The following is a 23,657-nucleotide window of genomic DNA, read 5'->3' as shown; positions in this document are numbered from 1 at the left end:
CCGGGCGGGCGAGAGCCGCGCGGGTGGCGCGACTCTCTGGTTTGAGGGAGGCTCAGCCTAGCGGAAATTGCCCTTGGTTTCCGGGATGATGAGCGTACCCACAAGGTAAAGCGCGAACACCGCGACGGCGAAGATGGAGAGCGACATGGGCAGGTCCGACGGCGTCGCGCTGGCCAGCGAGACGAAGGTGGGCATCATGCCGCCGATGGCGAAGCCGATGTTCCACGACAGGCCGGTTCCCGAGGCGCGCATGGCGGTGGGGAAGCGCTCGTTGAGGAAGATCAGCACCGGCGCGTAGCCCGCATTGCCCATGAAGGCGATGCCGAGGGCATAGAGCACGATGGTGGAGAGGTCGGTCGCCTTGGCCATGCCGAGATAGAAGGTCGGCAGCAGGATGATGGCGGCGACGCCCACCAGCATGAAGGTCTTCTTGCGGCCGATGATGTCGCTGAGCGCACCCACCAGCACCGCCGAGATGAGGGCGGACACCGAGCAGGCCATCAGGATGTAGGACGAGGTCTGGTTCGGCAGCTGGTTGATGAGCTTCAGGAAGGTCGGCATGTAGCCGGAGGTGAGGTAATAGCCCGCGCCGCCGCCGATGGTGATGAGCAGGTTCACCAAGAGCACGTTGCGATAGCCGCCCGCAAACAGGGCCTTGAGCGGCGCCTGGCTTGCGGTGCCCGCGGCCTTCTTCGCCGCCTTCTGCTTCTGCATCTCCTTCCAGTAGGGCGATTCCTCAAGGTTCCGGAAGATGAACCAGCCGAGGAAGGATGAGAGCAGGCCGGAGAAGAACATCACCCGCCAGCCGGTCTCGGCGAAGGCATCGCCCGGGAACAGGGTGGAGGTGACGAGGAAGACGATGGAGGCGAGCAGCGCACCGATGCCCGCGCCGCCGCCGCCCACCAGGCCGGACATGAGGCCCCGCCAGTTGGCCGGCACAGATTCCGTGCCGATGGTGTGGGTGGAGGCCACCACGCCGCCCACGAACACGCCCTGCACGAGGCGCAGCAGCAGGAAGATGACGGGGGCGATGGCGCCCACCTGATGGATAGTCGGCAGCAGGCCAAAGGCGGCGGTGGAGAGGCCGACGCCGGTGATGGCCACCAGCATGGCGCCCTTGCGGCCGTGCACGTCGGCATAATGGCCGAACAGCGCGGAGCCGATGGGCCGCATCAGCAGCGTCACCGCGAACGAGGCATAGACCGCCGCCAGCGACCATGTGGGATGGGTGGAGGGGAAGAACAGCTGCCCCACCACCGGCGCCACATAGAGCAGGATGAACAGGTCGAACAGATCGAGCGACCAGCCGAGCACGGAGGCGATGATCGCGCTGTTGCGCTGGCGGCTCCCCACCGCGATGGCGGCGGGGGCGAGGGATGTATCCTGAACAGACATCGGCGTTTCCTCCCGGCCCCTGAGGGGCTTGTTGTGTTGTCAGAAGCCCTTGAACGCGGGCTTGCGCTTCTCGTGGAAGGCCTCGACGCCCTCCTTGAAGTCGTGCGACTGCCGCAGGCGGCTGTAGCAGTGGCCTTCCAGCTCGATGGCGATGGAGAGCGGGGAATCCTCGGTGTCGTTGAGCAGCTTCTTCGCCGTGCGCTGGGCCATGGGCGAGAAGGCGCGCAGCTCGTCCACGAGGGCGTCGGTGGCCTTCTCGAGGTCCGCATCGGCCACCTTCTCGGTGGCGATGCCCCAGTCGAGGGCCTGCTGCGCGTTGATGCGCTTGGAGCGCATCACGATGTCCTTGGTGCGGGTGATGCCGACCATCATCTGCAGGCGCGCCGAGCCGCCGGAGCCGGGGATCTGGCCGAGCTTCTGCTCCGGCAAAGCGTACTGGGTGGTGTCGGTCACGATGCGGAAATCGCAGGCGAGCGACAGTTCGAAGCCCACGCCGAAGCAGAAGCCCCGGTTGGCGGCGATGACCGGCTTCGAGGCACGGAAGGGGGCGGCGATGTTCCAGGCGAGCTTGGAGACGGTCTCCGGGGAGGCCTCCATGAAGCCCTTGATATTGCCGCCCGAGGAGAAGTGCTCGCCCACCGCGCGCACCACGATGACACGCACGCGCTCGTCCTCGTCCAGCGTCTCGAACACGAGGCGCAACTGGTCGCGCTGCGGCATGGAGACGATGTTGAAGGGCGGGCGGTTGAGGACGATGTCGGCGCGCTCGCGGGCTTCATCGATCTCGACGCCGAACCCGTCTAGCTTGGCGAGACGGGGGTCGGCGAAGGTGTAGGCAACGGCCATCTTGGACTTCCTTCTGGATGATCCGGGATTTGCGGGATGAGATCAGGCGGCGGAGTGGGCGGCGTCCGCCTCGGCCACGTATTCGCCGGCGACGAGCTGGCGGCGCAGCAGCTTGCCCACCGGGGATTTCGGGATGTCGGCCACGAACACGAAGCGGCGCGGGCGCTTGAAGTTGGCAAGGCCGGAGGTGCGGCACCAGGCGTCCAGCTCGCTCGCTTCCACCGGCGCCGCGCGCTTGACGAAGGCGACGACGACCTTGCCCCACTTCTCGTCCGGCAGGCCCACCACCGCCACCTCGGACACGGCGGGGTGCAGCGACAGGCAGCTTTCGATTTCCACCGGCGAGACGTTCTCGCCGCCGGTGATGATCATGTCGTCCACCCGGCCGGTGACGAACAGGTCGCCGTCGGCGTCCATGAAGCCGGTGTCGCCGGTGAAGTACCAGCCGTCGCGCAGCGACTTGGCGTCGGCTTCGGGGCGGCGCCAGTAGCCTTCGAAGGATTCATCCCCGGCCAGCAGCGCGATGATCTCGCCTTCCTCCCCCTCCGCCGCGATTTCATCGGCGGATTGGGCGCCGAGGCGCACCACGCGCACCATCTGGTTGATGCCCGCGCGGCCGGCGGAGCCGGGCTTCAGGATGGCCTTCTGGTCGATGGTGAAGGTGTAGATTTCCGAGGAACCGTAATGGTTCACGAACAGCTCGGGCGAGAATTCCGCGTCGAGCTTTTTCAGAAGACCATCGGTCATGGAGGCGCCGGCAAAGCCCAGCTTGCGCACGCTCGACACGTCGGTGGCGGCGAAGGCGGGATCGTGCACGAGGTCGTGGTAGAGGGTCGGCACCAGATAGAGGTTGGTGACGCGCTCGCGTTCGATCAGCGCCAGTGCGCTCTTCGTGTCGTAGCGCGGCAGGCACACGAAGGTGCCGCCGATGACCGACATGGCGAGGAGCGAGCGCACCCCCATGGTGTGATAGAGCGGCATGACGCCGAGGGTCACCTCGCCCCGCCGGTAGAGGTTCTGCGCCACATGGGCGATGCCCGCCGCCCGCTCCGCCCGGTGGCGGCGCGGCACGCCCTTGGGGCGGGAGGTGGTGCCCGAGGTGTAGAGCATGATGGACCAGGCGTCCGCGCCCGCCCGCGGCGCGGGCCCCTCCACCGTGTCCGCAAGAAGCTCGGCGAAGGGCACGGCGCCGTGCAGGCTGGTGCCCACGGCGATGGTCAACAGCCCGGTGGCGCGCGTCGCGCCCCGGACGGCCTCGGCGGAGACCTCTTCGGACACCAGGGCCTTCGCCTCGGCATTCTCCAGCGCGAAGTCGATCTCGTCGGCCTTGCTGCGCCAGTTGATGGGGGTGATGACGATGCCGGCGAACTGGCAGGCCCAGTGCAGCGTCGCCGCCTCGAAGCGGTTCTGCAGCACGCTCACCAGATGGTCGCCGGGCTTCAGTCCCAGCCGGTCGAAGGCCGCGACCACGGCGCCGATCTTGGCCAGCCAGTCGCGATAGGTGAGGCGCAGGTCGCCGTCCACGATGGCGATGGCCCCGGGATCGCGCGCCACGCTGGCGAGGAAGCTGGTGCCGAGGTCAAGCATGGGCGGATTCCCCCTGGGCGTCTCGAAGCTCCGCGGCCGCTTCCAGCGCGGCGCGGACGATGGGCGTGTAGCCGGTGCAGCGGCACAGATGGCCGGAGAGCAGGTCGCGCACGGCGTCCTCGCTCGGGTCCGGCTCCGCCTTCAGGAACACGTCGAGCGACATGAGGATGCCGGCGGTGCAGAAGCCGCATTGCAAAGCGTGGTGGCGGCGGAAGGCGGCCTGCAGAACGGACAGGCGATCCGGTGCCGGGGCGAGGCCCTCCACGGTGCGGATGGTCGCGCCCTCCACCTGCACGGCGAGCGTCATGCAGGCGCGGGTGAGCATCCCGTCCACATCCACGGTGCAGGCGCCGCAGACGCCGTGCTCGCAGCCCACATGCGTGCCGGTGGCGCCGATCTCGTGCCGCAGGAAATCGGAGAGCAGGGTGCGCGGGGCGGCCTGGCCCGCCACCGGGCGGCCGTTGAGGGTGAAGCGCACGGTGTGGCGCGCGGCGGCGCTCAGGCGCGGCATCTTCTGGCCTCCTCGATGGTGGCGCGGCCGATGCGGCGCACCAGCTCGCGGCGATAGCGGGCGCTGGCGTGCACGTCGTCGCGGGCGTCGAGTTCCCAGGCGAGGGCATTGAGCGCGTCGTCCAGCGCCGAGCCGTCGAGCAGCGGGAAATCGCGCGCCACCGGCATGTCGGCGACCCCACCCACGCCGAGGCGGATGCCGGTGCCGGAGACCAGCGCCGCGCAGGCGACGATGGCGAAATCCCCATGGCGACGGGCGATCTCGCGGAAGGCGGTGCCCTCGCCCTTGGGTGTCGGGAAGGAGACCGCCTCGATCATCTCGTCGTCGGCCTTGGCGGTGGCCATCATGCCGGTGAAGAAATCGTCCGCCGCAACCTTGCGGCTGGTCTTGGCGGTCTTCAGATGCACATGGCCCTTGAGCGTCACGAGGCAGAGCGGCAGCTCCGCGCTCGGGTCCGCATGGGCGATGGAGCCGCATACGGTGCCGCGGCTGCGGGTCTGGGCGTGGCCGGTGAAGGGCAGCGCCTTGGCGAGCAGCGGGGCGGCATGGTCCAGCCCGTCGGCGGCGAGCAGCCGCGCCTGCCGCACGCCGGCGCCGATCTTCAGTGCGCCCTTCTCCTCTTCCATCCGCGCAAGGGGGGCGACGCGCATGATGTCCACCAGCACCTTGGGCCGGGCGAGGCGCATGTTGAGCATGGCCATGAAGGACATGCCGCCGGCGAGGATGCGGGCGTCGGAGCCCTCCTCGCGCAGCACGGCAAGCGCCTCGTCCACGCTCTCGGCGCGGACGTAATCGAAGGCCGCGGGCTTCATGGCGCGCCCCTCCCCAGAAGCGAGGAGAGCCGGGCGAGGAGACGGGAGACGAGGCCGCCATCCTCTGCTGCGCCGCCGCCCGCTTTGCGGGCGAGGGCGGCGAAGAACTGGCCGATGATGACCTTGGCCGCGCCGTCCAGCAGACGCCCGCCGACGCTCGCCACCTTGCCGCCCACGAAGGCCTCGTAGGTGTAGGACAGCTCGGTGCCGCCGGCTCCATCCGGGTTGAGCGTGATGCGGCCAGAGCCCCCGCCGAAGCCGAGGTTGCCATCCACCTTGCCGGAGAGCGTCACGGCCTTCGGCGGGTCGAGGTCGGAGAGGGTAACCTGCGCCTTGTAGCGGCCCTTCACCGGGCCGATGCCGAGCGTCACGTCGGCGGTGAATTTGGTATCCGAGACTTTCCGCACGTCGTGCGCGCCGGGGATGATGGCGGCCAGCGTGTCCGGGTCCAGCAGCATGGCCCACACCGCCTCCGGAGCGGCTGCGATACGGGCCTTGCCTTCGCCGCGCATGAGCCGCTCGCCCTTGCCGGAGGGAGCCGGCGCAGGCGCGGCACGGGCACCCGCGGGAGCCGGCGGCTCGGCGCCGTGGATCAGCTCCGCGACGGCGGAGGGCGCCAGCGGCAGGCGCACGTCGGAGATCCCCAGCGCATCCGCCACCGCATTGGCGAGGCAGGCGGGGGTGGACATGCAATTGCCCTCGCCCACGCCCTTTGCCCCCAGCGGCGTGAAGGGGGAGGGTGTTTCAGTGTGGACGATGACCGGCTCGGGCACCTCCATGGCGGTGGGCACGAGATAGTCGGCGAAAGTGCCGGTCAGGAAGCTACCGTCCGCGCCATAGGCATATTCTTCCAGCAGCGCGGCGCCGAGCGCATGGGCGAAGCCGCCGCGGATCTGCCCGTCCACCATGCCGGGATGGAGGATGGTGCCGCAGTCGTGCGCGGTCACGTAGCGGTCGATGCGGATGGCGCCCGTGTCGCGGTCGATCTCGATGCCGCAGAAATCAAAGATGAAGCCGTGGCAGAGGGAGGAATTGATGTGGTCCCCCTCATCCGCTGCGGTGAGTTCCGGCGGCGTCCAGAACACCGTCTCGCGGATGGTGGGCGCGACCCCCTCCGGCAGTTGCGCCGGCGACCAGTGGGAGAGCGCGGCGACGCGAGAGAAGGGCACCGCATTGGCGGGGTTCGAGCGGGCAGCGATCTTGCCGCCTGAGAACATCACGTCCTCCGTTGGCACGTTCAGTTGCGCGGCCGCGACGCGGGCGAGGCGCGTCGCGATGCGGTCCGCCGCGAGCTTGGCGGCGCCCGCCACGGCGGCGGCGAAGCGGCTGGCATAATTGCCGGAGGCGATGGACCAGGCGTCCTTGGCGGTGTCCATCTCCGCATTCACGCGGATGTCGGAGGGCTTCAGCCCCAGCACGTCCGCCACCACCTGCGAGAGCACGGTGCGGTGCCCCTGGCCCTGCGGCACGGAGGCGACATGCACGGTGACCGAACCCACCGGATCGATGGCGATGGTGGCGGTGGCCTGGGCGCCGTTCTTCGGCCCTGCCTTGTGGCGCTCGGCCGGGGTGAGGACGGTGGCGATATAGCCCATGTTGGAGACCGAGGGCTCCACTACGGCGGCATAGCCGATGCCGTAGATGCGCCCTTCCGCGCGCGCGGTTTCCCGACGCGCCAGAAGCTCGGCGAGGTCGCCGGCTTGAAGGCCCGCCTCCAGCGTCTTCTGGTAGTCGCCGGAATCGAGCAGCGCGCCCGAGGCGGTGCGATAGGGGAAGGCGTCCGCCGGCACGAGGTTGCGGCGGATCACCTCCAGCGGATCGAGCCCCAGCTCCACGGCGATGCGCTGCACCAGCCGCTCAAGGGCGAGATAGACCTGCGGGCCGCCGAAGCCGCGGTTGAGGCCGGTAGGGCACTTGTTGGTCACCACCACGCGGTTGCGGACGGTGAGATTGCGGATGTCGTAGGCGCCGGTGAGGTTGCCATGCATCCGGTAGAGCGTCGCCGGCTCGGGGGCGCGGAGATGCGCGCCGCAATCCTCCACCTGATCCCAGTCGAGGGCGGTGATGCGCCCGTCCGCCGTCACGGCGGCGGTGAGCGTGGTGGCTCGGTTGGTGGCCGAGACCGAGGCCATGAGGTGTTCGAGGCGGTCCTCGATCCACTTCACCGGCCGGCCGGACACCCGCGCCGCCACCGCGCCGAGGACGATGTAGGGGAAGATGCCCTGCTTGATGCCGAACGAGCCGCCGCTGTCGCGGGGCGTGCGCAGGCGCAGGCGATTGCCCGGCACCTTCAGCGCCCGGGAGATCACCGCATGGATGGAGAAAGGGCCCTGGAAATTGGCGAGGACGTCATAGGCGTCCTCGTGCGGGTCGTACTCGGCGACGAGGCCGTAGGTCTCGATGGGCGTGCAGGAATTGCGGGGGTAGCGCACCGAGATCGCGATGCGGTGCGCCGCCTCGGCGAACGCCGTTTCCGGGTCGCCATAGCGGAAGCTGCGGTCGGAGGCGATGTTGCGCGGGAAGCCGTCGTGCAGCAGCGGCGCGCCCTCGTCCATGGCGGCGAGTGGGTCCACCACCGCCGGGCGCATCTCGTAGGCGACGTCGATGAGGTCGAGGGCGTCCTCGGCCACATAGCGGTCCTCGGCGACCACCAGCGCCACCGGCTCGCCCACGAAGCGCACCCGGTCCACCGCCATGGGCCAGCATTCCACCGGCGCCTTCACCCCCACCACGAGGGAGGTGGTGAGCCCCGCCACGTCCGCGCCGGTGAGCACGGCGGCGACGCCGGGCAGCGCCTTGGCGGCGGTGGTGTCGATGGAGAGGATGTCGGCATGGGCGTGGGGCGCGCGCAGGATCGCCATGTGGAGCGTGCCGGGCTTCACGCCCAGATCGTCCAGATAGCGGCCGCCGCCGGTGAGAAGGGCGGCATCCTCCACGCGCTCGATGGCGCGGCCGACCCATCCCCCCGCCTTGTCGTGCGGCGTGTCCAGCATCCCGGCGCTTCCCTTTTTGCCCCGCAGGTGCGGCGGCTTTGGTTGGCGGGAAGGTGCCGGGACAGGGCGGCGCGGACCATGCCGAGCCGTCTCAGCTTTTACCGAGGAGTCTCATTTGCCGTTGTGCGATGCGATGAGAGATTTGCGGGGCGATGCGCCTTTAAATCGAGCGCGGACATGCACTTTCCGCGATGCTCCGGCCTCACATTGCGATGCGGGAGATGGCGCGGAATTCGCTCGGCGTCACGCCGGTATGGTCGCGGAAGAAGCGGGTGAAGTGGGAGGGTGCGGCAAAGCCGAGGCGCTCGCCGATATGGGTGAAGCTGCCGTCTTCGGCGGTGACGGCGGCCACCGCAGCTTCCACGCGCATGACGTTGAGATAGATGCGCGGCGGGACGTTGGTGGAGGCCTCGAACAGGCGGAAGAAGTGCGCCCGCGACAGACCGGCCTCCTTCGCGAGGGTCGATGTGTCCACCTCCTCGGCGAGGTTGGCGCGCATGCCGTCCACCACGCGGCGGATGCGCCAGTCCATGCGGCGCTGGCCATCCAAGGCGCGGATGGAGAAGCTGCGCCAGGGGGTGAAGCGCTCCACCACGGCGATCATCAGGTCGGCCAGCAGCGCCTCGTGGACGGCCTTGGCATCGGGCTCGGCCATCATGGCGGCGGCGAGGTCGTGGGTGAGGCGGTGGATGCGCGGCGAGACCTCCCCGCCCGGCTGCGCGAAGAAGCCGGCGCCGCCCGAGGCGACCCAGCCGGGGCGGAAGGTCTTCAGCCAGTCCGGCTCGATATAGAGGGCGAGGATGATGGTCTTCGGCCGGTTGGGATCATGCACATAGGCATGGGGCTCCCAGCCGTTGACCAGAACGCACGAACGGTCGGTGAGGGGGACGAGCCCCTCGCCGACCGCGAATTGCGTGTCCGCGCCCTCGACCTTGAGGAGGATGTGGCAGTGCGGATGCGCATGGCGCACCAGCGGGCGGTCCATGTCCAGAAGGGCGACCCGCCCGAAGGTCCCGTGCGCGATCCGGAGCGCGTTCGACATCCGGCTTCTTTCTCCGCCTATCGCATCTCCGGCGAACCCGGGCTCGCCGGAGATGCGATAGGATATTAACGAGACGCATTTTCTTCACGCGAACCGCAAATCACTTCGCTTGAAAATGCTTTAGGCTTTCGCCTTCCAGGGAATCAGCATCCGCTCGATCTCGTCGAGGATGACGGAGAAGACGAAGCCGAGCAGCGCAATAACCAACAGCCCCACATACATGGTGTCAACCGTCAGCACCTGCCAGGCGTTCCAGATCATGTAGCCGATGCCGTCGGAGGCGGCGACCATCTCGGAGATGGCGATGAGGATGAGGCCCATGCCCATGGCGAGCTTCACCCCGGCCATGATGGAGGGCAGCGCTCCCGGCAGCGCGATGGTGCGGAACACCTGCCAGCGGCTGGCGCGGTAATTGTGGCCCACGTCCAGATAGATCTTGTCGATGTTGGCGACGCCCATCACCGTATTGATGAGGATGGGATAGAAGGCGCCCAGCGCCACCATCACCACCTTGGACATCTCGCCGAGGCCGAAGATGAGCAGCACGAGGGGCAGGATGGCGCTCTTCGGGATCGGGTAGGTCGCCGAGATCAGCGGGTCGATGGCCGCGCGCAGCGGCTTCGAGATGCCCATGGCGAGGCCGAGGAACAGCGCCGGCACCCCGCCCAGCAGCATGCCCAAGAAGAGGCGGCGCAGGCTGGCGAGGAGATTGGTCCACAATTCGCCGGAGGCGACGAGCGCGCCGAAGGTGTTGACGATGCTGGAGGGCGGCGGGAAGAAGCGGGCATCGACCAGCCCCATGCGCGCCGCCGCCTCCCACAGGCCGAGCAGAGCGAGGGGCGTGAGAAGCCCGATGAAGCGCTCGCCGAGGAGGCCGGACCTTTTCGCCATCACTTGCCTCCCTCGGCATTCATGCGGGCGCGCTGCACCTCGTCGCGCAACTGCTCCCAGATGTGGAACACCAGATCGCCGTAGGCGGGATCGTGGCGCAGCTCCAGCACGTTACGGGGGCGGGCGAAGGGCACATCGATGATGGCTTTCTCGCGCCCCGGATTGGCGGTCATGATCATGATGCGGTCACCCAAAGTCACCGCCTCGTCCACCGAATGGGTGATGAAGACAACGGTCTTCTTGGTGGCCTCCCAGATGCGCAGCAATTCTTCATGCAGCAGCATCTTGTTCTGCTCGTCGAGGGCCGAGAACGGCTCGTCCATGAGCAGGATTTCCGGATCGTTGGCGAAGGCGCGCACGATGGAAACGCGCTGGCGCATGCCGCCGGACAGCTGGTTGGGATAGCGGTCGCGGAAGCGGTAGAGGCCGATGCGCTCCAGCCAGAGCTTCACGCTTTCCTCCACGTCTTTCTCGGCGACCCTGCGCATCCGCAGGCCGTAGGCCGCGTTGTCGTAGACGGTCATCCAGGGAAACAGGCTGTCGCCCTGGAAGATCATGGAATTCTCCGGCCGGGTGGGGTCCGTCCGGTTGAGCTTCATGGTGCCTTCGCTGACGCTCTCCAGCCCCGCGAGCATGCGCAGAAGGGTGGTCTTGCCGCAGCCGGAGGGGCCGACGATGACGAAGAACTGACCCTGCGGGATGTCGAGGTCGATGCCATCCACCGCCACGAAGCCGGACGAGCCGAAGTATTTGCGCACGCCGCGCAGGGAGATCTGCACCGGAGGCGCGGCTTCCACCGGGTTCGGCTTCACGTTCAACATGCTCACGACGGCCATCAATGTGTCCTCCGGATGCCGGATGGGACGGGCGCCCAAGGGGGAGGGGTAGGGGCGCCCGCGCGCGTCAGTTCTGGGCGGCCTTGTAGGGGCCGAACGCCTTCAGGGTGTTCTCGGCGAACGAGGTGTCCACCACGTCGGAGACCTTGGCCGGGCGCTCCAGATAGCCGTTTTCGGTGAAGAACTTGAGGTCTTCCGCCATGCTCTGCGTATCGACCTTGCCGTCGGGATCAATGCCGTTCGGGATCATGGTCTTGAACAGCTCGGCGTCCTTCAGGCCGGTGGTGCGCATGATGGTCTTGATGACCTCGTCCGCGCCCTTGCCGTCGAACTTTCCGCCTGCGGTGGCGTCGTTGAAGATGCGGGCCGCCTTCACATAGGCGTTCATGAAGCGCTGGGCGACGTCGCGGCGCTTGGCGATGAAATCGCCGCCGTAGAGCAGCACGGCCACTTGCTGGTTGGGATAGCCGTCCACCAGGAAGCGCACGGCGACGCCGTTGTTCACCGCCTGGGTCACGGACGGTTCGGTACTGATGGCGGCGTCGATGGCGCCGGTGGTGAAGGCGGCGATCTGCTGGGGGTAGCCGATATAGTTGTGGTTCACGTCTTTGTACGTCAGTCCGGCCTTGGCGAGGATATGCGCCATCTTGGCGTTGGTGGCCGCGCCCGGTCCCACCGAGCCGACGCGCATGCCCTTGAGATCGGCGATGGTCTTCACCTTGCCTGAGTCCACCAGCTCCTTGCGGACCATGAGCGGCATGTAGTCGTAATGGACCGGGGTGGAGCCCTTGTCGGCCACCACCTTGATGTCTATGCCGCGGGCGGCGGCATTGTAGAGGCCGGCGGAGGACGCGCCCGCGCCCACGTCGATCTGGCCCGCGCCCAGCGGGGCAACCATCTTCGGCCCGGAATCGAAGGCGATCAGTTGCACGTCGAGGCCTTCCTCGGCGAAGATGCCACGCTCGATGCCGAGGTGGAACACCACGTCCGACACCACATTGTTGATGCCGACCTTCACCTTGTCGGCGGCCTGCGCGGTGCCGGCGGAGGCGAGGGCCATCGCCAGCGCTCCGGCGCAGAAGAGGCGGCGGGTCGTCGTCCTGAACATGGAAATCCTCCCGGTCTGGCGGCCGGGGCGTTGAGTGCCCGGCTTCTGTGTTGGTGCGCGGACTTGGGTCCGCGCCGGCTTCGGGTCAGGTCAGGAGACCTGGGCGACGATGCGGGCGAAGGCGGCGTTGGGGTCCTTCACCAGCGCGTCGGAGAGGTCCACGCTCTCCTCGCCCTTCACGCGGATGCGGCGGAAGGCGAGGGGATCGTCGGAGAGGGGAGCGGTGGCATCGAGGCCGAGCTTGGCGCTGATGCCGCCTGCGTCGGTGGAGGGATCGAGCTTGGAGCCCAGCGCGCCGGAGACCACTACCATGTCGCGGTCGGCCTGGAAGCGGGTGGCCACCGCCCACTCGATCTCGTCGGCTCTGGAGATGTCCACGTCCTTGTCCACCACCACCACCTGCTTCACGTCATAGTGGCCGCCGAAGGCGCACAGGATGATGTTCTTGGCCTCGCCCTCGCGCTCCTTGTCGATCTTGACGACGAGGTGATAGCGGCAGGTGCCGCCGCGGGTGAGGCGCACGTCCAGCACGTTCGGGAAGGACCGCTTGAGGTGCTGCAGTAGCGTCGCCTCGCGCGGCACGCCGCCCAGCACCAGATGCTCGAACGATCCGCCGACGATGGTGTGATAGATGGGGTGGCGGCGATGGGTCACCGCATCCACCTCGATCACCTCGCGGGCGGCGCGCGGGCCGTAATATTGCGGAAACTCGCCGAACGGGCCTTCCGGCTCGCGCACCTTCGGCAGGATGCGGCCTTCCACCACGATCTCGGCGGCGGCGGGCACGCGCACTGAATTGGTCCTGCACTTCACCACCTCGACCGGACGGCCGAGGAGCGAGCCGGCGATCTCCATCTCGTCCTCGTCCAGCGCGCAGATGGCCTGCGAGGCGAGGAGCAGCGCCGGATGGGCGCCGATGACGATGGCGATCTCCAGCGCCGCGCCCGCCTCTTCCGCCATGCGGTAATAAGCGAGCGTATGGCGCGGCAGCAGCAACACGCCGATGCGGTTCGGACCGCTGATCTGGCAGCGATGGATGGAGACATTCTGCACGCCGGTGACGGGATTGCGCGCGATCAGCAGGCCGGCGGTGATGTAGGGCCCGCTGTCCAGCTCGTTGTGCGAGGGGATGGGCAACTGGGCGAGAAGGTCCACCTGCGTGTGAACCACGTCCTGCACCGGGGCGGAGGTGACCTCCACGCAGGGCGTCGGCTTAGCGGCGGCGGCGAGGAAGTGGGGCAGGAGCTGGTCCTCGGTGACGCCGAGGGCATCGGCGACCCACGCGCGCTGGGTAAAGAGGTTCACCACCACCGGCATGTCGTGCGCCTTGCCATCCGCGCCCACGGGATGGGGGAACAGCACCGCCTTGTCGCGCTCGGTGCGCTTCGCCACGGCGGCGAGATTGTCGGCCAGCGGCAGGTTCTCCCGCGCGACCGCCAGCCGGCCGCGCGCGGCGAGATCGGCGAGCCAGGTGCGCAGGTCCGGGGGCGTCTGCGCGGCGGGACGGGGGCGGGGTTCCAACATGGGTCTCAGGTTCCGCTGGTCGGGAATGGGGGCGTTCAGCTGGCGGGCGCGATCTGGCGCAGGGGGGCCTTGCGGCGGCGCGGGCCGCTCTCCTCGCCCCAGCGGCGCACCGCGCCGACCTCGATGTCGAACAAATCGAGCACCCGCCCGACCGTGTGGTCGATCATCTCTTCGAGACTGGCGGGGCGGGAATAGAAGGCCGGCATGGGCGGGGAGATGATGGCGCCCATCTCCGACACGTGGGTCATGGTGCGCAGGTGGCCGGTGTGCAGCGGTGTCTCGCGCGCCATCAGCACGAGGCGGCGGCGCTCCTTCAGCACCACGTCGGCGGCGCGGCTGAGCAGGCTGGAGGTGACCCCGGAGGCGATTTCGGACATGGAGCGCATGGAGCAGGGCGCCACCACCATGCCCATGGTGCGGAACGAGCCGGAGGAGATGGCGGCGGCCATGTCGTCGTTGGAATGGCAGACGCTGGCGAGGGCCTTCACCTCCGCCACCTTGTGGTCGGTCTCGTGGGCGAGGGTGATCTCGGCGGTGCGGGACATGACGAGATGCGTCTCGATGCCGGCCGCGCGCAGAAGCTCCAGCATCCGCACGCCATAGATCACGCCGGAGGCGCCGGAGATGCCGACGACGAGACGCTTGTGATCCTGCATGGCATCCCCTTCGCGCACTGGTGCCTGACGCCAGCCCTGAGGCGGCGGAGGCCGGACGGGAGATGCGGACAAGGCAAGACGCATCGGTCGGGCGCCACGCGCCCGTCCTTGCCGACGATCCCTCCCCGCCACGGGCCGTTCCGGCCTTCTGGGCGACGGCTCCACGAGCCTGTCATCGAGTCATAGACAAAAGGATGTAATCACTGCAAATAATGAATGATTATCGACTTCATCATTAGTGCTGATTTCGGGCGTCGCCGCCGGGGACAGCGCGAAGGAAAATCCGCCATGGACCTCAGGCAGATGCAGTATTTCCTGTGCCTCGCGGAGACCGGCAACGTCACCCGCGCGGCCCGCCAGCTCAACATCGTGCAGCCGGCGCTGAGCATGCAGATCGCCAAGCTCGAAGCCGAGTTCGGCAAGAAGCTGTTCGACCGCACCGCCCATGGCGTCTCCACCACCCCGGCGGGGGAAGCGCTGGCGCGGCTTATCTCGCCCATCGTGCGCGACGTGGAGCACGCCATGCAGGAGATGGCGCGGCTCGACGGGCGGGTGTCCGGCCGGGTGGTGGTGGGGCTCATCACCTCGGTGGCGCAGAGCACGCTGGCGAACTCCTCTGCCACGGTTGCCGCGCGCTATCCGGACGTGGAATTCTCCGCCTGCGAGGGCTACACCGAGACCATGATGGACTGGGTGACGACCGGCCAGCTCGACCTCGCCATCATCAACGTGCCGCGTCAGAAACGGGGGCTCGCCTCCCAACACATCCTCGATGAGGAGATGGTGTTCGCCGTGCGCACGGATGCGCCTCTGAAGGTGCCGGAGAGCCTCGGTTTTGCCGATCTCGGTGGGCTCGATCTGGTGCTGCCCTCCAAGCGCCACGGCCTGCGCGCCATCCTCGAGGCGCAGGCGGCGGACGCCGGGATCGAGCTGAAGCCGCGCATCGAGATCGATACGCTGTCCGCCATCTGCGAGGTGGTGGCGACCACCGATCTCGCCACCGTTTTGCCCACCATCGCTTTGCATCAGGTGCTGGCGGCGGGACGGGTGCGCGGGCATCGCTTCGCCACCCCGCTCACGCGCTCCATCGCCGTGGTGCACCATCCACGCCGAGCCATCTCGGCGGCCGCCCATGCGGTGGTGGAGGTGATCCGGCAGGATCTGGTGGACGCCGCCACCTCTGCCGCCACCTTCGTGCGCGCCGCAGCGCCGGTGCCGCCCGCGCGGCGGCGGGGCCTGGGCAAGATCAGTCGGGATGATTTGGCCGATAATCCGTAATTATTTGCGGTGATGGCCGCCCGCGCTCTACCACAGCGCTAACGAGACAAGATGGGGAAACGCCATGGCGAACGTGGCAGGAGAACGTGGCGTGAGCGAACACGCCGTTTCGCGCACCGCTGCCACCATCCCTCCCGCCGCCACGCCGGCCGCAGCCTGGGGCGCCGGCTCCGGCACCAGCGCCGCCGCGCGGCTGAAGCAGCTTATGCCGACGCTGGATTATCTCGACCGCGCCGCTCGCCGCCGAATCCCGCGCTTCGCCTGGGACTTCCTGGAAGGCGGCACGGGCGCCGATGTGGGCATCGCCGAGAACCGCGCGGCTCTCGACGCCGTGAAGCTGGTGCCGCGCTATGGCGCGCCCGGCCCGGTGGAGACCGGCCTCGACCTCTTCGGCACCCGTTATGCCGCGCCGCTCGGCATCTCGCCGGTGGGCGTGGACGGGCTCGTCTGGCCCGGCGCCACAAAGCTCCTCGCCAAGGCGGCGGCGAAGGCGCGCATTCCCTATGTGGTCGGCACGCTGGCCAGTGCCTCCATCGAGGAAGTGGCGGCCATCGCCGGCGACTGCACCTGGTTCCAGCTCTACGGCCTGCCAGGGCGGGACCATCTCGTCACCCTCGATCTGGTGCGCCGGGCCGAGGTGGCTGGCGCCCGCGCCCTCGTGGCGACGCTCGATGCGCCGGTGCGCTCCAAGCGCCCGCGTGACCTCAATAACGGGCTCGTCGTGCCCTTCCGCACCACGGCGCGAACGGTGCGCGACGTGGCCCTCGCCTGGCCGTGGGCGCTGGCGCTGGCGAAGGCCGGCACGCCGCAGTTCGCCAACATGGCGCCCTATGTGGCGGCGCCGGCGACGCTGCCCAAGACCGCCGGCTTCGTGCAGAGCGAGATCAAGGGCACGTTTTCCTGGGAGGCGGTGAAGCGCCTGCGCGATGCCTGGCCGCGTGCGCTGGTGATGAAGGGCATCCTGCACCCCGCCGATGCGGAAATGGCGATTTCCATTGGCGTGGACGGCATCCTCGTCTCCAACCACGGCGGCCGCCAGCTCGATGCCGCGCCCGCCGCCATCGATGTGCTGCCCGCCATCGCTGCGGCGGTGGGGACGCGGGCAACGGTGCTGTTCGACAGCGGCATCCGCTCCGGCCTCGATGTGGTCCGCGCGCTGGCGCTGGGGGCGACGAGCACCTTCTGCGGCCGCGCCTTCCTCATCGGCCTCGCCGGCATCGGCGACGGTGGCGCGGACTATGTGGCGGAGCTGCTCACTGAGGAGGTGCAGGTGGCCATGGGCCAGCTCAGCGTGCGCGATCTGACCGCGCTGAAGGGCGTGGAGCGCCGCCACGAGTGGGCCTTCGTGTTCCGGCCATGACGCGGGTGGTGGCGGCCTCCTGAACTCCGGCAAGGTGCTGCGCCCGCTGAGGCTCAGATCGCGGATGCGATGGCCCGTACGGCGGCCTCTTCCTCCGGGCGAAGCGGTCGCCCGGCGAAGGACGCCACCACCTGCGCCATGGCGGCGAAGGCGAGGGCCGCCGCATCGGTTTGGGGCGGGGCAGGCGGGCCGTCTGCGAGGGCGCCCAACTCTTCCAGCTCTATGATCTCAGTGGCGATCTCGACGGCCTGCACCTGCGCGCGCAGCTTCGCCGTGCGGTCATCCGGTGCGGGGCTGGGGCCGGTCTTCAGGCGGCGGCGCACGGTGCGCAGCGCTTTCACCACCTCGCTGTGCCACTCGGCCACGCGCGCCCGCGCGGCGGCGATGTCGGCGGCGCTCACCGCGCGCCGCAGCACGGCCCCGCGCCAGGCGGCGAAGAGGAGGATGTTGACGTCGAGCCCGGTCGCCTCCTGCAAGGCGAGGCAGGCGGGCGGCACGCCTTCGCGGGCATAGAGGGCAAGGGCGAAGTCCTTCAAAGTGGGGGTCTGGTCCGCCATCGTCGCGCCCTTTCTCGTCTCCGCCGCAGCCTTAAGGGAGGGGCGCGGGCGGCGCAATTCATCCGCATTGCCGCGCGGCCGGAAGGCTGCTTCACTCCGCGAAAATGGAGGCGCGCTGATGGCTGGTGCCGGAGATAGGATTTCGCCGCAGACCTTTGTGCTCGTCCATGGCGCGTGGCATGGCGGCTGGTGCTGGCGGGACGTGGCGGATCTGTTGCGGGCGCAGGGCCATCGGGTGTTCGCGCCCACGCTCACCGGCCTCGGCGAGCGGCGCCATCTTCTCGGTCCCGATATCAGCCTCTCGACTTTCGTGGCCGACGTCACCGGCGTGATCGAGGCGGAGGAGCTTCGGGACATCATCCTCGTCGGCCACAGCCATGGCGGGGCGGTCATCAGCGGTGTGGCGGATGCCATGCCGGAGCGCATCCACGCCCTCGTTTATCTCGACGCCACCATCCTCAAGAACGGCGAGAGCGCCTTCGGCGTGCTGCCGGCGGAGGTGGTGGCGGAGCGACGACGGAAGGTGGCGGAAGCGGGCGGCATCGCCATGCCGGTGCCGGAGGTGACGGCCTTCGGCGTCCCCGTCGACCATCCCCGCGCGGACTGGGTGCGCCGCCGCCTCACGCCGCATCCGGTCGGCTCCTACGAGAGCCCGCTCGCCCTCGCCAACCCGGTCGGCAACGGGCGGCCCTGCACCTACATTTCCTGCACGGACCCGCTCTATCTGCCCATGGAGCCCGCGCGGGCCTATGCGCGGCAGGCCGGCTGGACCTTCATCGAGATGCCCACCGGCCACGACGCCATGGTGCTGGAGCCGGAGGCGCTGGCGGGGCTGCTGGAAGGCGTGGGGTGAAGCCTCAGTACTTCAGCTTGGCATAATAGGAGGTCGCCGCCGCCGCCCGCGCCTCGCCCAATGTGCGGATGCCGCGCGCGCGGAGCAGGGGCAGCAGCTTCAGGAAGATGTCCGCCGTCACCAGCGCATCACCCAAGGCCGTGTGGCGGCCGGAGACGGTGACGCCGAGGCGGCCGGCGATGGCTTCCATGCTGTGGCTCTCCTCGCCGGGATGGGCGAGGCCGGCCAGCAGCAGCGTGTCCAGCACCGGCTGGTCGAAGGCGACGCCGCTCGTCTCTTCCTTCAGGGTGAGGAAGCGCATGTCGAAGGCCACGTTGTGGCCCACCAGAACGGTCTCCGCCGCGAAGGCGTGGAAGGCGGGCAGCACCTCGCCGATGCGCGGCTTGCCCCGCACCATCTCCGGCCGGATGCCGTGCACCGCGATGCCGGCCTCGGGGATGGAGCGGCCGGGGTCCACCAGTTGGTCGAAGCATTCGCTGGCGAGGATGCGGCCGTTGACGATGCGGGTGGCGCCGATCTGGAGGATCTCGTCGCCGCCGGCCGGGTCGAGGCCGGTGGTCTCGGTGTCGAACACCGTATAAGCGAGGTCGCTCAAGAGGCGGTCGTCGCTGGCATGGCTGCCGGCGCTGGCGGCGAACAGGTCGAAATCGAAATAGGCCGGCCGGCTCTCTGCCGGGGCCTGCGCCTCGGCATGGCCTTCGGACGCGGCGGGAAGCAGGAAGCGGAAGCAGGCGCCGGTGCCGGAGCGCGCCCGCTCCAGCCAGAGCTCGCCGCCATGGCGTTCCACCACGTCGCGGACGCAGAGCTGCGAGGTGCCGCCCATGGGAGCGCTCTGCCAGCCGCCGCCACCGGTGGCCGCACGGGCGTCGGCGAAGGCGAGGTCGAGATGCACCCGCCCGCTTGCCGGCGTCAGGCGCAGCGCGAAGGCGGGATCGGCCCCGCCCTCGGCCTCCGCCACACGGGCGGCGAGGAAGGCGAGGGCGCCGATGAGGGCGAAGCTGTCCACGCTCAGCCAGATGTCCGCATCCACCTGATCGGTTGCCACGGCATGGCCGGTGTCGGCGGCAATGCGGCGGGCGGCGGCGGCGGCGAGGTCCGCGCCCAGCATGTCCTGCAGCGGCCAGCGGCTGCCCATGTCGCCCGTGGCATCGGCGGCCAGCGACAGGCGGGTGCCGAGCCCCATCACCTCGTCGCGCACCACGGCCTGGAACCGCTCGCGGTCGGACGCGTCGAGGTCGGGATAATCCAGCATGTCGAGGGCCGCCTGCATGGCGGCGAGCGAGGCGCGGGCGGATTCGTTGAGGTCGATGAGGGTGCGGTCCTGCCGGGCGCGGGCCTCGTATTCGTCGGTGATGTCGTCGAGCAGCAGCACGAAGCCGGTGATCTGCTGGCCGGTCACCGCGCCCCCCGTCTCGGCCCTCACGGGGGCGAGCAGCACCCGCACCAGATGGCCCAGCGGCGTGGTGGTGACAAAGCGGGCGGACGGCCGCGCCTCGCCCCGGCCCATCAGCCGCTCCACCGTCTCGCGCGCATGGTCCATCAGCGCGCGGTCGATGACGGTGTGAATGGAGCGCCCGAGGCCGATGGGATCGGCGCTGACGCCCTCCGCCGTTCCGGCCGTGCGGAACAGGCGGCGGAAGAGGGTGCGCGCGCGGGCGTTGTAGAGGAGGATGCGGCCTTCGAGGTTCAGCACCACCACGGACTGCTCCAGCTCCGCCATCAAGGCGGCGAGCTGATCCCGCTGGAAGGCGACGTCGCGGCTCGCCTCGGCGACAAGCCGGGCCATGTCGTCCTGAAGCGTGCGGCGCTGGGCGGCGAGATCGTTCACCACCTCGGCCAGCGCCTTCAGCCCGGCAGGGCCGGTGGCCGGGACCTGAGGCGCGGAAGGATCGCCCGCCAGCACCCGCGCCGCATCGGCGAGCCGGGCCGGCGCCTCGGCATGGGCCCCGTAGAACCGCCGCGCGAGCAGGCCGGCGCCGGCGGAGAACAGTACCCACCACAGCACCAGAACCATGCCATGGCTCTCGGCCACCGGGGCGAGGGCGCCGAGAAGCGCGGAGCGCGCGGCCCCATCCAGCGCCATCAGCAGGAAGCCGGCGCCCAGCACCAGCCACAGCGCAAGGGCGAGCCCCGGCAGCAGCATGGCCAGAACAGCGCCCATCCCCCGCGGCAACCTCATGCAGGAAGGCTCCCGGCGGGCGGCTCGGCCAGCATGTCCTTCACCTTCTGCATCAGCTCGCGGGTGGAGAAGGGCTTGGTGACATAGGCGTCCGCCCCCGCTCCGACGCCGCGGGCCATGTCGGTCTCGCGGCCCTTGGCGGTGAGCATGACGATGCGGGTGGAGCGCACCTCGGCATCCGCCCGCACGGCCTCGCACACGTCGAAGCCGCTCATGCCGGGCATGGTGGCGTCGAGCAGCACGAGGCGCGGATGCTCGCGGCGGATCGTCTCCAGCGCCTCGCGCCCGTCGCGCGCCACCAGCACGGCGAAGCCCTCGCGCTTCATCATGAATTCCAGCGAGACGACGATATTGGGCTCGTCATCGGCAATGAGCACCTTGGCCCCCTGGGGGCAGGGCGCGGGCGTCGGTCCCGTCTCCACTGCGATCTCCCTGTCCATGGCGTTTCCTCCTCATGTGGTCTCTTCGGCTTCTGCCGACGTTGTTTGTGTCGGGGCATTCGCCCCTTGGGACCGCAGCGGCAGCCGGAAGGCGAAGCATGCGCCTTTGCCCTCCTTCTGATCCAGCCAGATCTTTCCGCCGAAATGATCCACGATCCGGCGGCTGATCGGAAGCCCGAGCCCGGTGCCGGGCGGGCGGTTCAGGGCATCGCCGCCCTGGCGGAACTTCTCGAAGATGGTGTCGCGGTCGGCGGGCGGTACGCCGGGGCCGTTGTCCTCGACCTGCACCTCCAGCCCATCGGCGTCGGCCAGAAGCCGCACATCGATGCGCCCGCCTTGCGCCGGCACGAATTTCGCGGCGTTGGAGATGAGGTTCAGCATCACCTGGGTGAGGCGGTCGGGGTCGGCCTTCACGGACGGCACCGCGGCGGGGGCGGTGAGCACGATCTCGGCCCCCTTGGTGCGGGCGAGTTCCGCCGTGGCTTTCACCGCGTCGGCGACGAGGGCCTTGAGGTCCACGTCGGTGCTGTGCCACTCGGCATGGCCCGATTCGATCTTGGCCATGTCCAGCACCTGGTTGACGAGCCGCCCCAGCCGCTCGCTCTCCCCCACGATGATGCGCAGGAAGTCCTGCCGCTGCTCGCCCTCCATGTCCGGCGTGTCGAGCATCAGCTCGGACAAGGCGCGGATGGCGGTGAGCGGGGTGCGCAATTCGTGGGTCACGGACGACATGAAGTCGTCCTTCAGCTCGTCCAGCGTGCGCAACTGGGCATTGGCGGCGGAGAGTTCGGCGGAGGCGATCTCCAGCGAGCGGGATTTCTCCTCCAGCGCGCGGGCATAGACGCGCAGTTGGGAGGCCTCGTTGAGGATGTCCATCACGTCGCCGGCGTTGAGCGGCTCCTCGTCCGCCACCGCCGCCACCAGCACGCGGGCCGAGGCCGCACCGACCGCGCCGGCAATGCGGCGTTCCACGATGTCCACGAGGCGGGCATCGGCGGTGAGGTCCGCCACGTCACCGGTGCCGCTGTCGCGGGCGTGCTCCTCGAAGATCTGGCGGGCGGTATCCGCGCCCAGCAGGCGGCGGGCGAGCGCCTCGAGGTCGGCCCGGTGCGCACGCCCGCGCCAGAAGACGGGATCGGCGGCGCTGCGGCCGCGGGCGAACACGTCCACGAACAGCAGCGCCTGGCTCGCCTCCCGCCCGGACGGCGCGCGCCAGAGCGAGAGCCCCACATAGAGCACGCCGTTGACGAACAGGCTCCAGAACAAGGCGTGGGAGAGGTTGTCGAGGCCGGAGAGGCCGAACAGCCGCTCCGGCGCAAGAGCGGCGATGCCGAACGGGCCATGGGTGAGGAAGGCGGCGTCCATCCAGCCGGATTTCGCCACCGAGGGCAGCATCAGCGTATAGGCCCACACCGCGAAGCCGCCGAGGAGCCCGCCCAGCGCGCCGAGGCGCGTGGCGCCGCGCCAGTACATGCCGCCGAGCAGCGCCGGGGCGAACTGCGCCACCGCCGCGAAGCTGATGAGGCCGATGGAGACCAGCGCATAGGCCTCCCCCGCCACCACGAAATAGAGATAGCCGAGCAGCAGCACGCCGAGGATGGCGGCGCGGCGGATGTTGAGGAGCAGCCGCGTGAGGTCGCCCCCGTCCGCGCGGATGAGCTTCAGGCGCAGCAGCGCCGGCATCACGAGGTCGTTGCAGACCATGGTGGAGACGGCGATGGTCTCGACGATCAGCATCCCCGTCGCCGCCGAGAGCCCACCCACATAGGCGATGAGCGCCAGCGCGCCCGCCCCGTGCGCCAGCGGCAAAGTGAGGACGAAGGTCTCCGGGTCCGCGCCCTTGCCCAGCAGCACGAGCCCGCCGAGCGCGAGGGGCAGGACGAAGATGTTGATGGCAAGGAGATAGGCGGGAAACACCCAGGCGGCGCGTTTCAGGTGCCGCTCGTCCACGCATTCCACCACCATCATCTGGAACTGGCGGGGCAGCAGCAGCACGGAGAGGCCGGAGAGCAGGGTGAGGCTAAACCACTGCGCCCAGGCGAAATTGCCCGCGCCCGAAAGCGTCAGCAGCCCCGTCACTCCCGGCAACGCCGAGGCGCGGGCCCACACATCGGCGAAGCCGCCGAACAGGCCGTAGGTGACGAAGGCGCCCACCGCGAGGAAGGCCACGAGCTTGACGAGGGATTCCGCCGCCACCGCCGCCACCATGCCCTCGTGCCGCTCGGCGCTGTCGAGGTGGCGGGTGCCGAACAGGATGGTGAACAAAGCGAGGGCGAGCGCCACCAGCAGGGTGCCGTCCTGCCACCAGCTCGGTGCCGTTGCATGGGCGCCGGTGGCGGTGAGCACCGCGTAGCCGGCCGAGACGGCCTTCAGTTGCAGGGCGATGTAGGGGACGATGCCGACCACGGTGATCAGCGTCACCACCGCCGCCACCAGCGGGCTCTTGCCATAGCGGGAGGCGATGAAATCGGCGATGGAGGTGATGCGGTAGGTGTGGGCGATGCGGATCATCTTGCGCACCACCACCCACGCCACCAGCATCACCAAAGTCGGGCCGAGATAGATGGGCAGGAACCACACGCCGGTGGTGGCCGCGCGGCCGACGCTGCCGAAATAGGTCCAGGCGGTGCAATAGACCGCCAGGGACAGGCCGTAGACCCACGCATTGCCGATGAGCGAGCGGCCCTCCCGCGCGCGGCGGTCGGCGAAGGCGGCGACGGCGAACAGCACCGCCAGATAGAGCGCGGCGACGCCGATCACGAGGGCGGGGGAGAGGGCGGGTCCCATCG

19 protein-coding genes are annotated in these 23,657 nt (G+C 69.3%); 3 read left to right on the top strand and 16 right to left on the bottom strand.

The genetic code is table 11. From position 1 onward, the window contains the following. Positions 1–57: 57 nt before the first annotated feature. The 12 genes from D7006_RS22315 to D7006_RS22260 all read right to left on the bottom strand — a co-directional run bounded on the left by D7006_RS22315 (position 58) and on the right by D7006_RS22260 (position 14,201). Entirely contained in the window at positions 58–1,395 is a 1,338-nt protein-coding gene (locus tag D7006_RS22315) for an MFS transporter (RefSeq protein ID WP_237354604.1), read from the bottom strand. 39 nt (positions 1,396–1,434) lie between these two features. After that, positions 1,435–2,241 (bottom strand): enoyl-CoA hydratase/isomerase family protein, encoded by an 807-nt coding sequence (locus tag D7006_RS22310; RefSeq protein WP_237354603.1) that lies wholly within the window; start codon positions 2,239–2,241, stop codon positions 1,435–1,437. A gap of 42 nt (positions 2,242–2,283) precedes the next feature. Further along, positions 2,284–3,828 (bottom strand): AMP-binding protein, encoded by a 1,545-nt coding sequence (locus D7006_RS22305; RefSeq protein ID WP_237354602.1) that lies wholly within the window; start codon positions 3,826–3,828, stop codon positions 2,284–2,286. Then, positions 3,821–4,339, bottom strand: coding sequence for a (2Fe-2S)-binding protein (locus tag D7006_RS22300; RefSeq protein ID WP_237354601.1), 519 nt, complete (start codon positions 4,337–4,339; stop codon positions 3,821–3,823). Before D7006_RS22300 ends, D7006_RS22305 begins: the two co-directional genes overlap by 8 nt. After that, positions 4,327–5,151, bottom strand: a complete 825-nt coding sequence (locus tag D7006_RS22295) for a xanthine dehydrogenase family protein subunit M (protein WP_237354600.1) — start codon at positions 5,149–5,151, stop codon at positions 4,327–4,329. Before D7006_RS22295 ends, D7006_RS22300 begins: the two co-directional genes overlap by 13 nt. Beyond that, entirely contained in the window at positions 5,148–8,144 is a 2,997-nt protein-coding gene (locus D7006_RS22290) for a molybdopterin cofactor-binding domain-containing protein (protein ID WP_237354599.1), read from the bottom strand. Before D7006_RS22290 ends, D7006_RS22295 begins: the two co-directional genes overlap by 4 nt. A gap of 202 nt (positions 8,145–8,346) precedes the next feature. Beyond that, positions 8,347–9,186, bottom strand: coding sequence for an AraC family transcriptional regulator (locus D7006_RS22285; protein WP_237354598.1), 840 nt, complete (start codon positions 9,184–9,186; stop codon positions 8,347–8,349). 120 nt (positions 9,187–9,306) lie between these two features. Beyond that, positions 9,307–10,077, bottom strand: a complete 771-nt coding sequence (locus D7006_RS22280) for an ABC transporter permease (protein ID WP_237354597.1) — start codon at positions 10,075–10,077, stop codon at positions 9,307–9,309. Further along, on the bottom strand, positions 10,077–10,913 hold the full coding sequence (locus tag D7006_RS22275) for an ABC transporter ATP-binding protein (RefSeq protein ID WP_237354596.1): 837 nt from the start codon (positions 10,911–10,913) through the stop codon (positions 10,077–10,079). The genes D7006_RS22280 and D7006_RS22275 overlap by 1 nt, the downstream gene beginning before the upstream one ends. 67 nt (positions 10,914–10,980) lie before the next feature. Then, positions 10,981–12,021 carry an ABC transporter substrate-binding protein gene (locus tag D7006_RS22270; RefSeq protein ID WP_237354595.1) on the bottom strand — a complete coding sequence of 347 codons (1,041 nt, stop codon included), beginning with the start codon at positions 12,019–12,021 and terminating at the stop codon, positions 10,981–10,983. 90 nt (positions 12,022–12,111) lie between these two features. Beyond that, positions 12,112–13,545 (bottom strand): UbiD family decarboxylase, encoded by a 1,434-nt coding sequence (locus D7006_RS22265; RefSeq protein ID WP_237354594.1) that lies wholly within the window; start codon positions 13,543–13,545, stop codon positions 12,112–12,114. Positions 13,546–13,580: 35 nt separating this feature from the next. Then, the gene (locus D7006_RS22260) at positions 13,581–14,201 is read right to left on the bottom strand and encodes a UbiX family flavin prenyltransferase (protein WP_237354593.1); all 621 of its coding nucleotides are present in this window, start codon (positions 14,199–14,201) and stop codon (positions 13,581–13,583) included. Positions 14,202–14,489: 288 nt separating this feature from the next. On the opposite strand from D7006_RS22260, the gene D7006_RS22255 reads away from it, so the two are divergent. Together D7006_RS22255 and D7006_RS22250 are read left to right on the top strand one after the other, a co-directional pair. After that, positions 14,490–15,479 carry a LysR family transcriptional regulator gene (locus tag D7006_RS22255; protein ID WP_237354592.1) on the top strand — a complete coding sequence of 330 codons (990 nt, stop codon included), beginning with the start codon at positions 14,490–14,492 and terminating at the stop codon, positions 15,477–15,479. Between the two features lie 91 nt (positions 15,480–15,570). Further along, a complete protein-coding gene (locus tag D7006_RS22250; RefSeq protein WP_237354591.1) occupies positions 15,571–16,839 on the top strand; it encodes an alpha-hydroxy acid oxidase in 1,269 nt (422 codons plus the stop codon). Between the two features lie 53 nt (positions 16,840–16,892). On the opposite strand, the gene D7006_RS22245 is transcribed toward D7006_RS22250, so the two are convergent. Beyond that, positions 16,893–17,396: a TIGR02444 family protein gene (locus D7006_RS22245; RefSeq protein WP_237354590.1), complete on the bottom strand. Its 504-nt coding sequence runs from the start codon at positions 17,394–17,396 to the stop codon at positions 16,893–16,895. Between the two features lie 118 nt (positions 17,397–17,514). Here D7006_RS22245 and D7006_RS22240 point away from each other — a divergent pair, with 118 nt between their 5' ends. After that, positions 17,515–18,249 (top strand): alpha/beta fold hydrolase, encoded by a 735-nt coding sequence (locus tag D7006_RS22240; protein WP_237354589.1) that lies wholly within the window; start codon positions 17,515–17,517, stop codon positions 18,247–18,249. Between the two features lie 4 nt (positions 18,250–18,253). On the opposite strand, the gene D7006_RS22235 is transcribed toward D7006_RS22240, so the two are convergent. Genes D7006_RS22235 through D7006_RS22225 form a run of 3 tightly spaced genes read right to left on the bottom strand, consistent with a single transcriptional unit; the run spans position 18,254 to position 23,655 of the window. Next, positions 18,254–20,410 carry an exonuclease domain-containing protein gene (locus D7006_RS22235; RefSeq protein WP_237354588.1) on the bottom strand — a complete coding sequence of 719 codons (2,157 nt, stop codon included), beginning with the start codon at positions 20,408–20,410 and terminating at the stop codon, positions 18,254–18,256. Between the two features lie 14 nt (positions 20,411–20,424). Further along, entirely contained in the window at positions 20,425–20,868 is a 444-nt protein-coding gene (locus D7006_RS22230; RefSeq protein ID WP_168462217.1) for a response regulator transcription factor, read from the bottom strand. 12 nt (positions 20,869–20,880) lie between these two features. After that, positions 20,881–23,655, bottom strand: a complete 2,775-nt coding sequence (locus D7006_RS22225; protein ID WP_237354587.1) for an ATP-binding protein — start codon at positions 23,653–23,655, stop codon at positions 20,881–20,883. Positions 23,656–23,657 lie beyond the last annotated feature (2 nt).

The organism is Xanthobacter sp. YC-JY1 (assembly GCF_021730305.1).
Taxonomy (GTDB): Bacteria; Pseudomonadota; Alphaproteobacteria; order Rhizobiales; family Xanthobacteraceae; genus Xanthobacter; species Xanthobacter flavus.
This window is presented reverse-complemented; position numbering and strand designations above follow the sequence as displayed.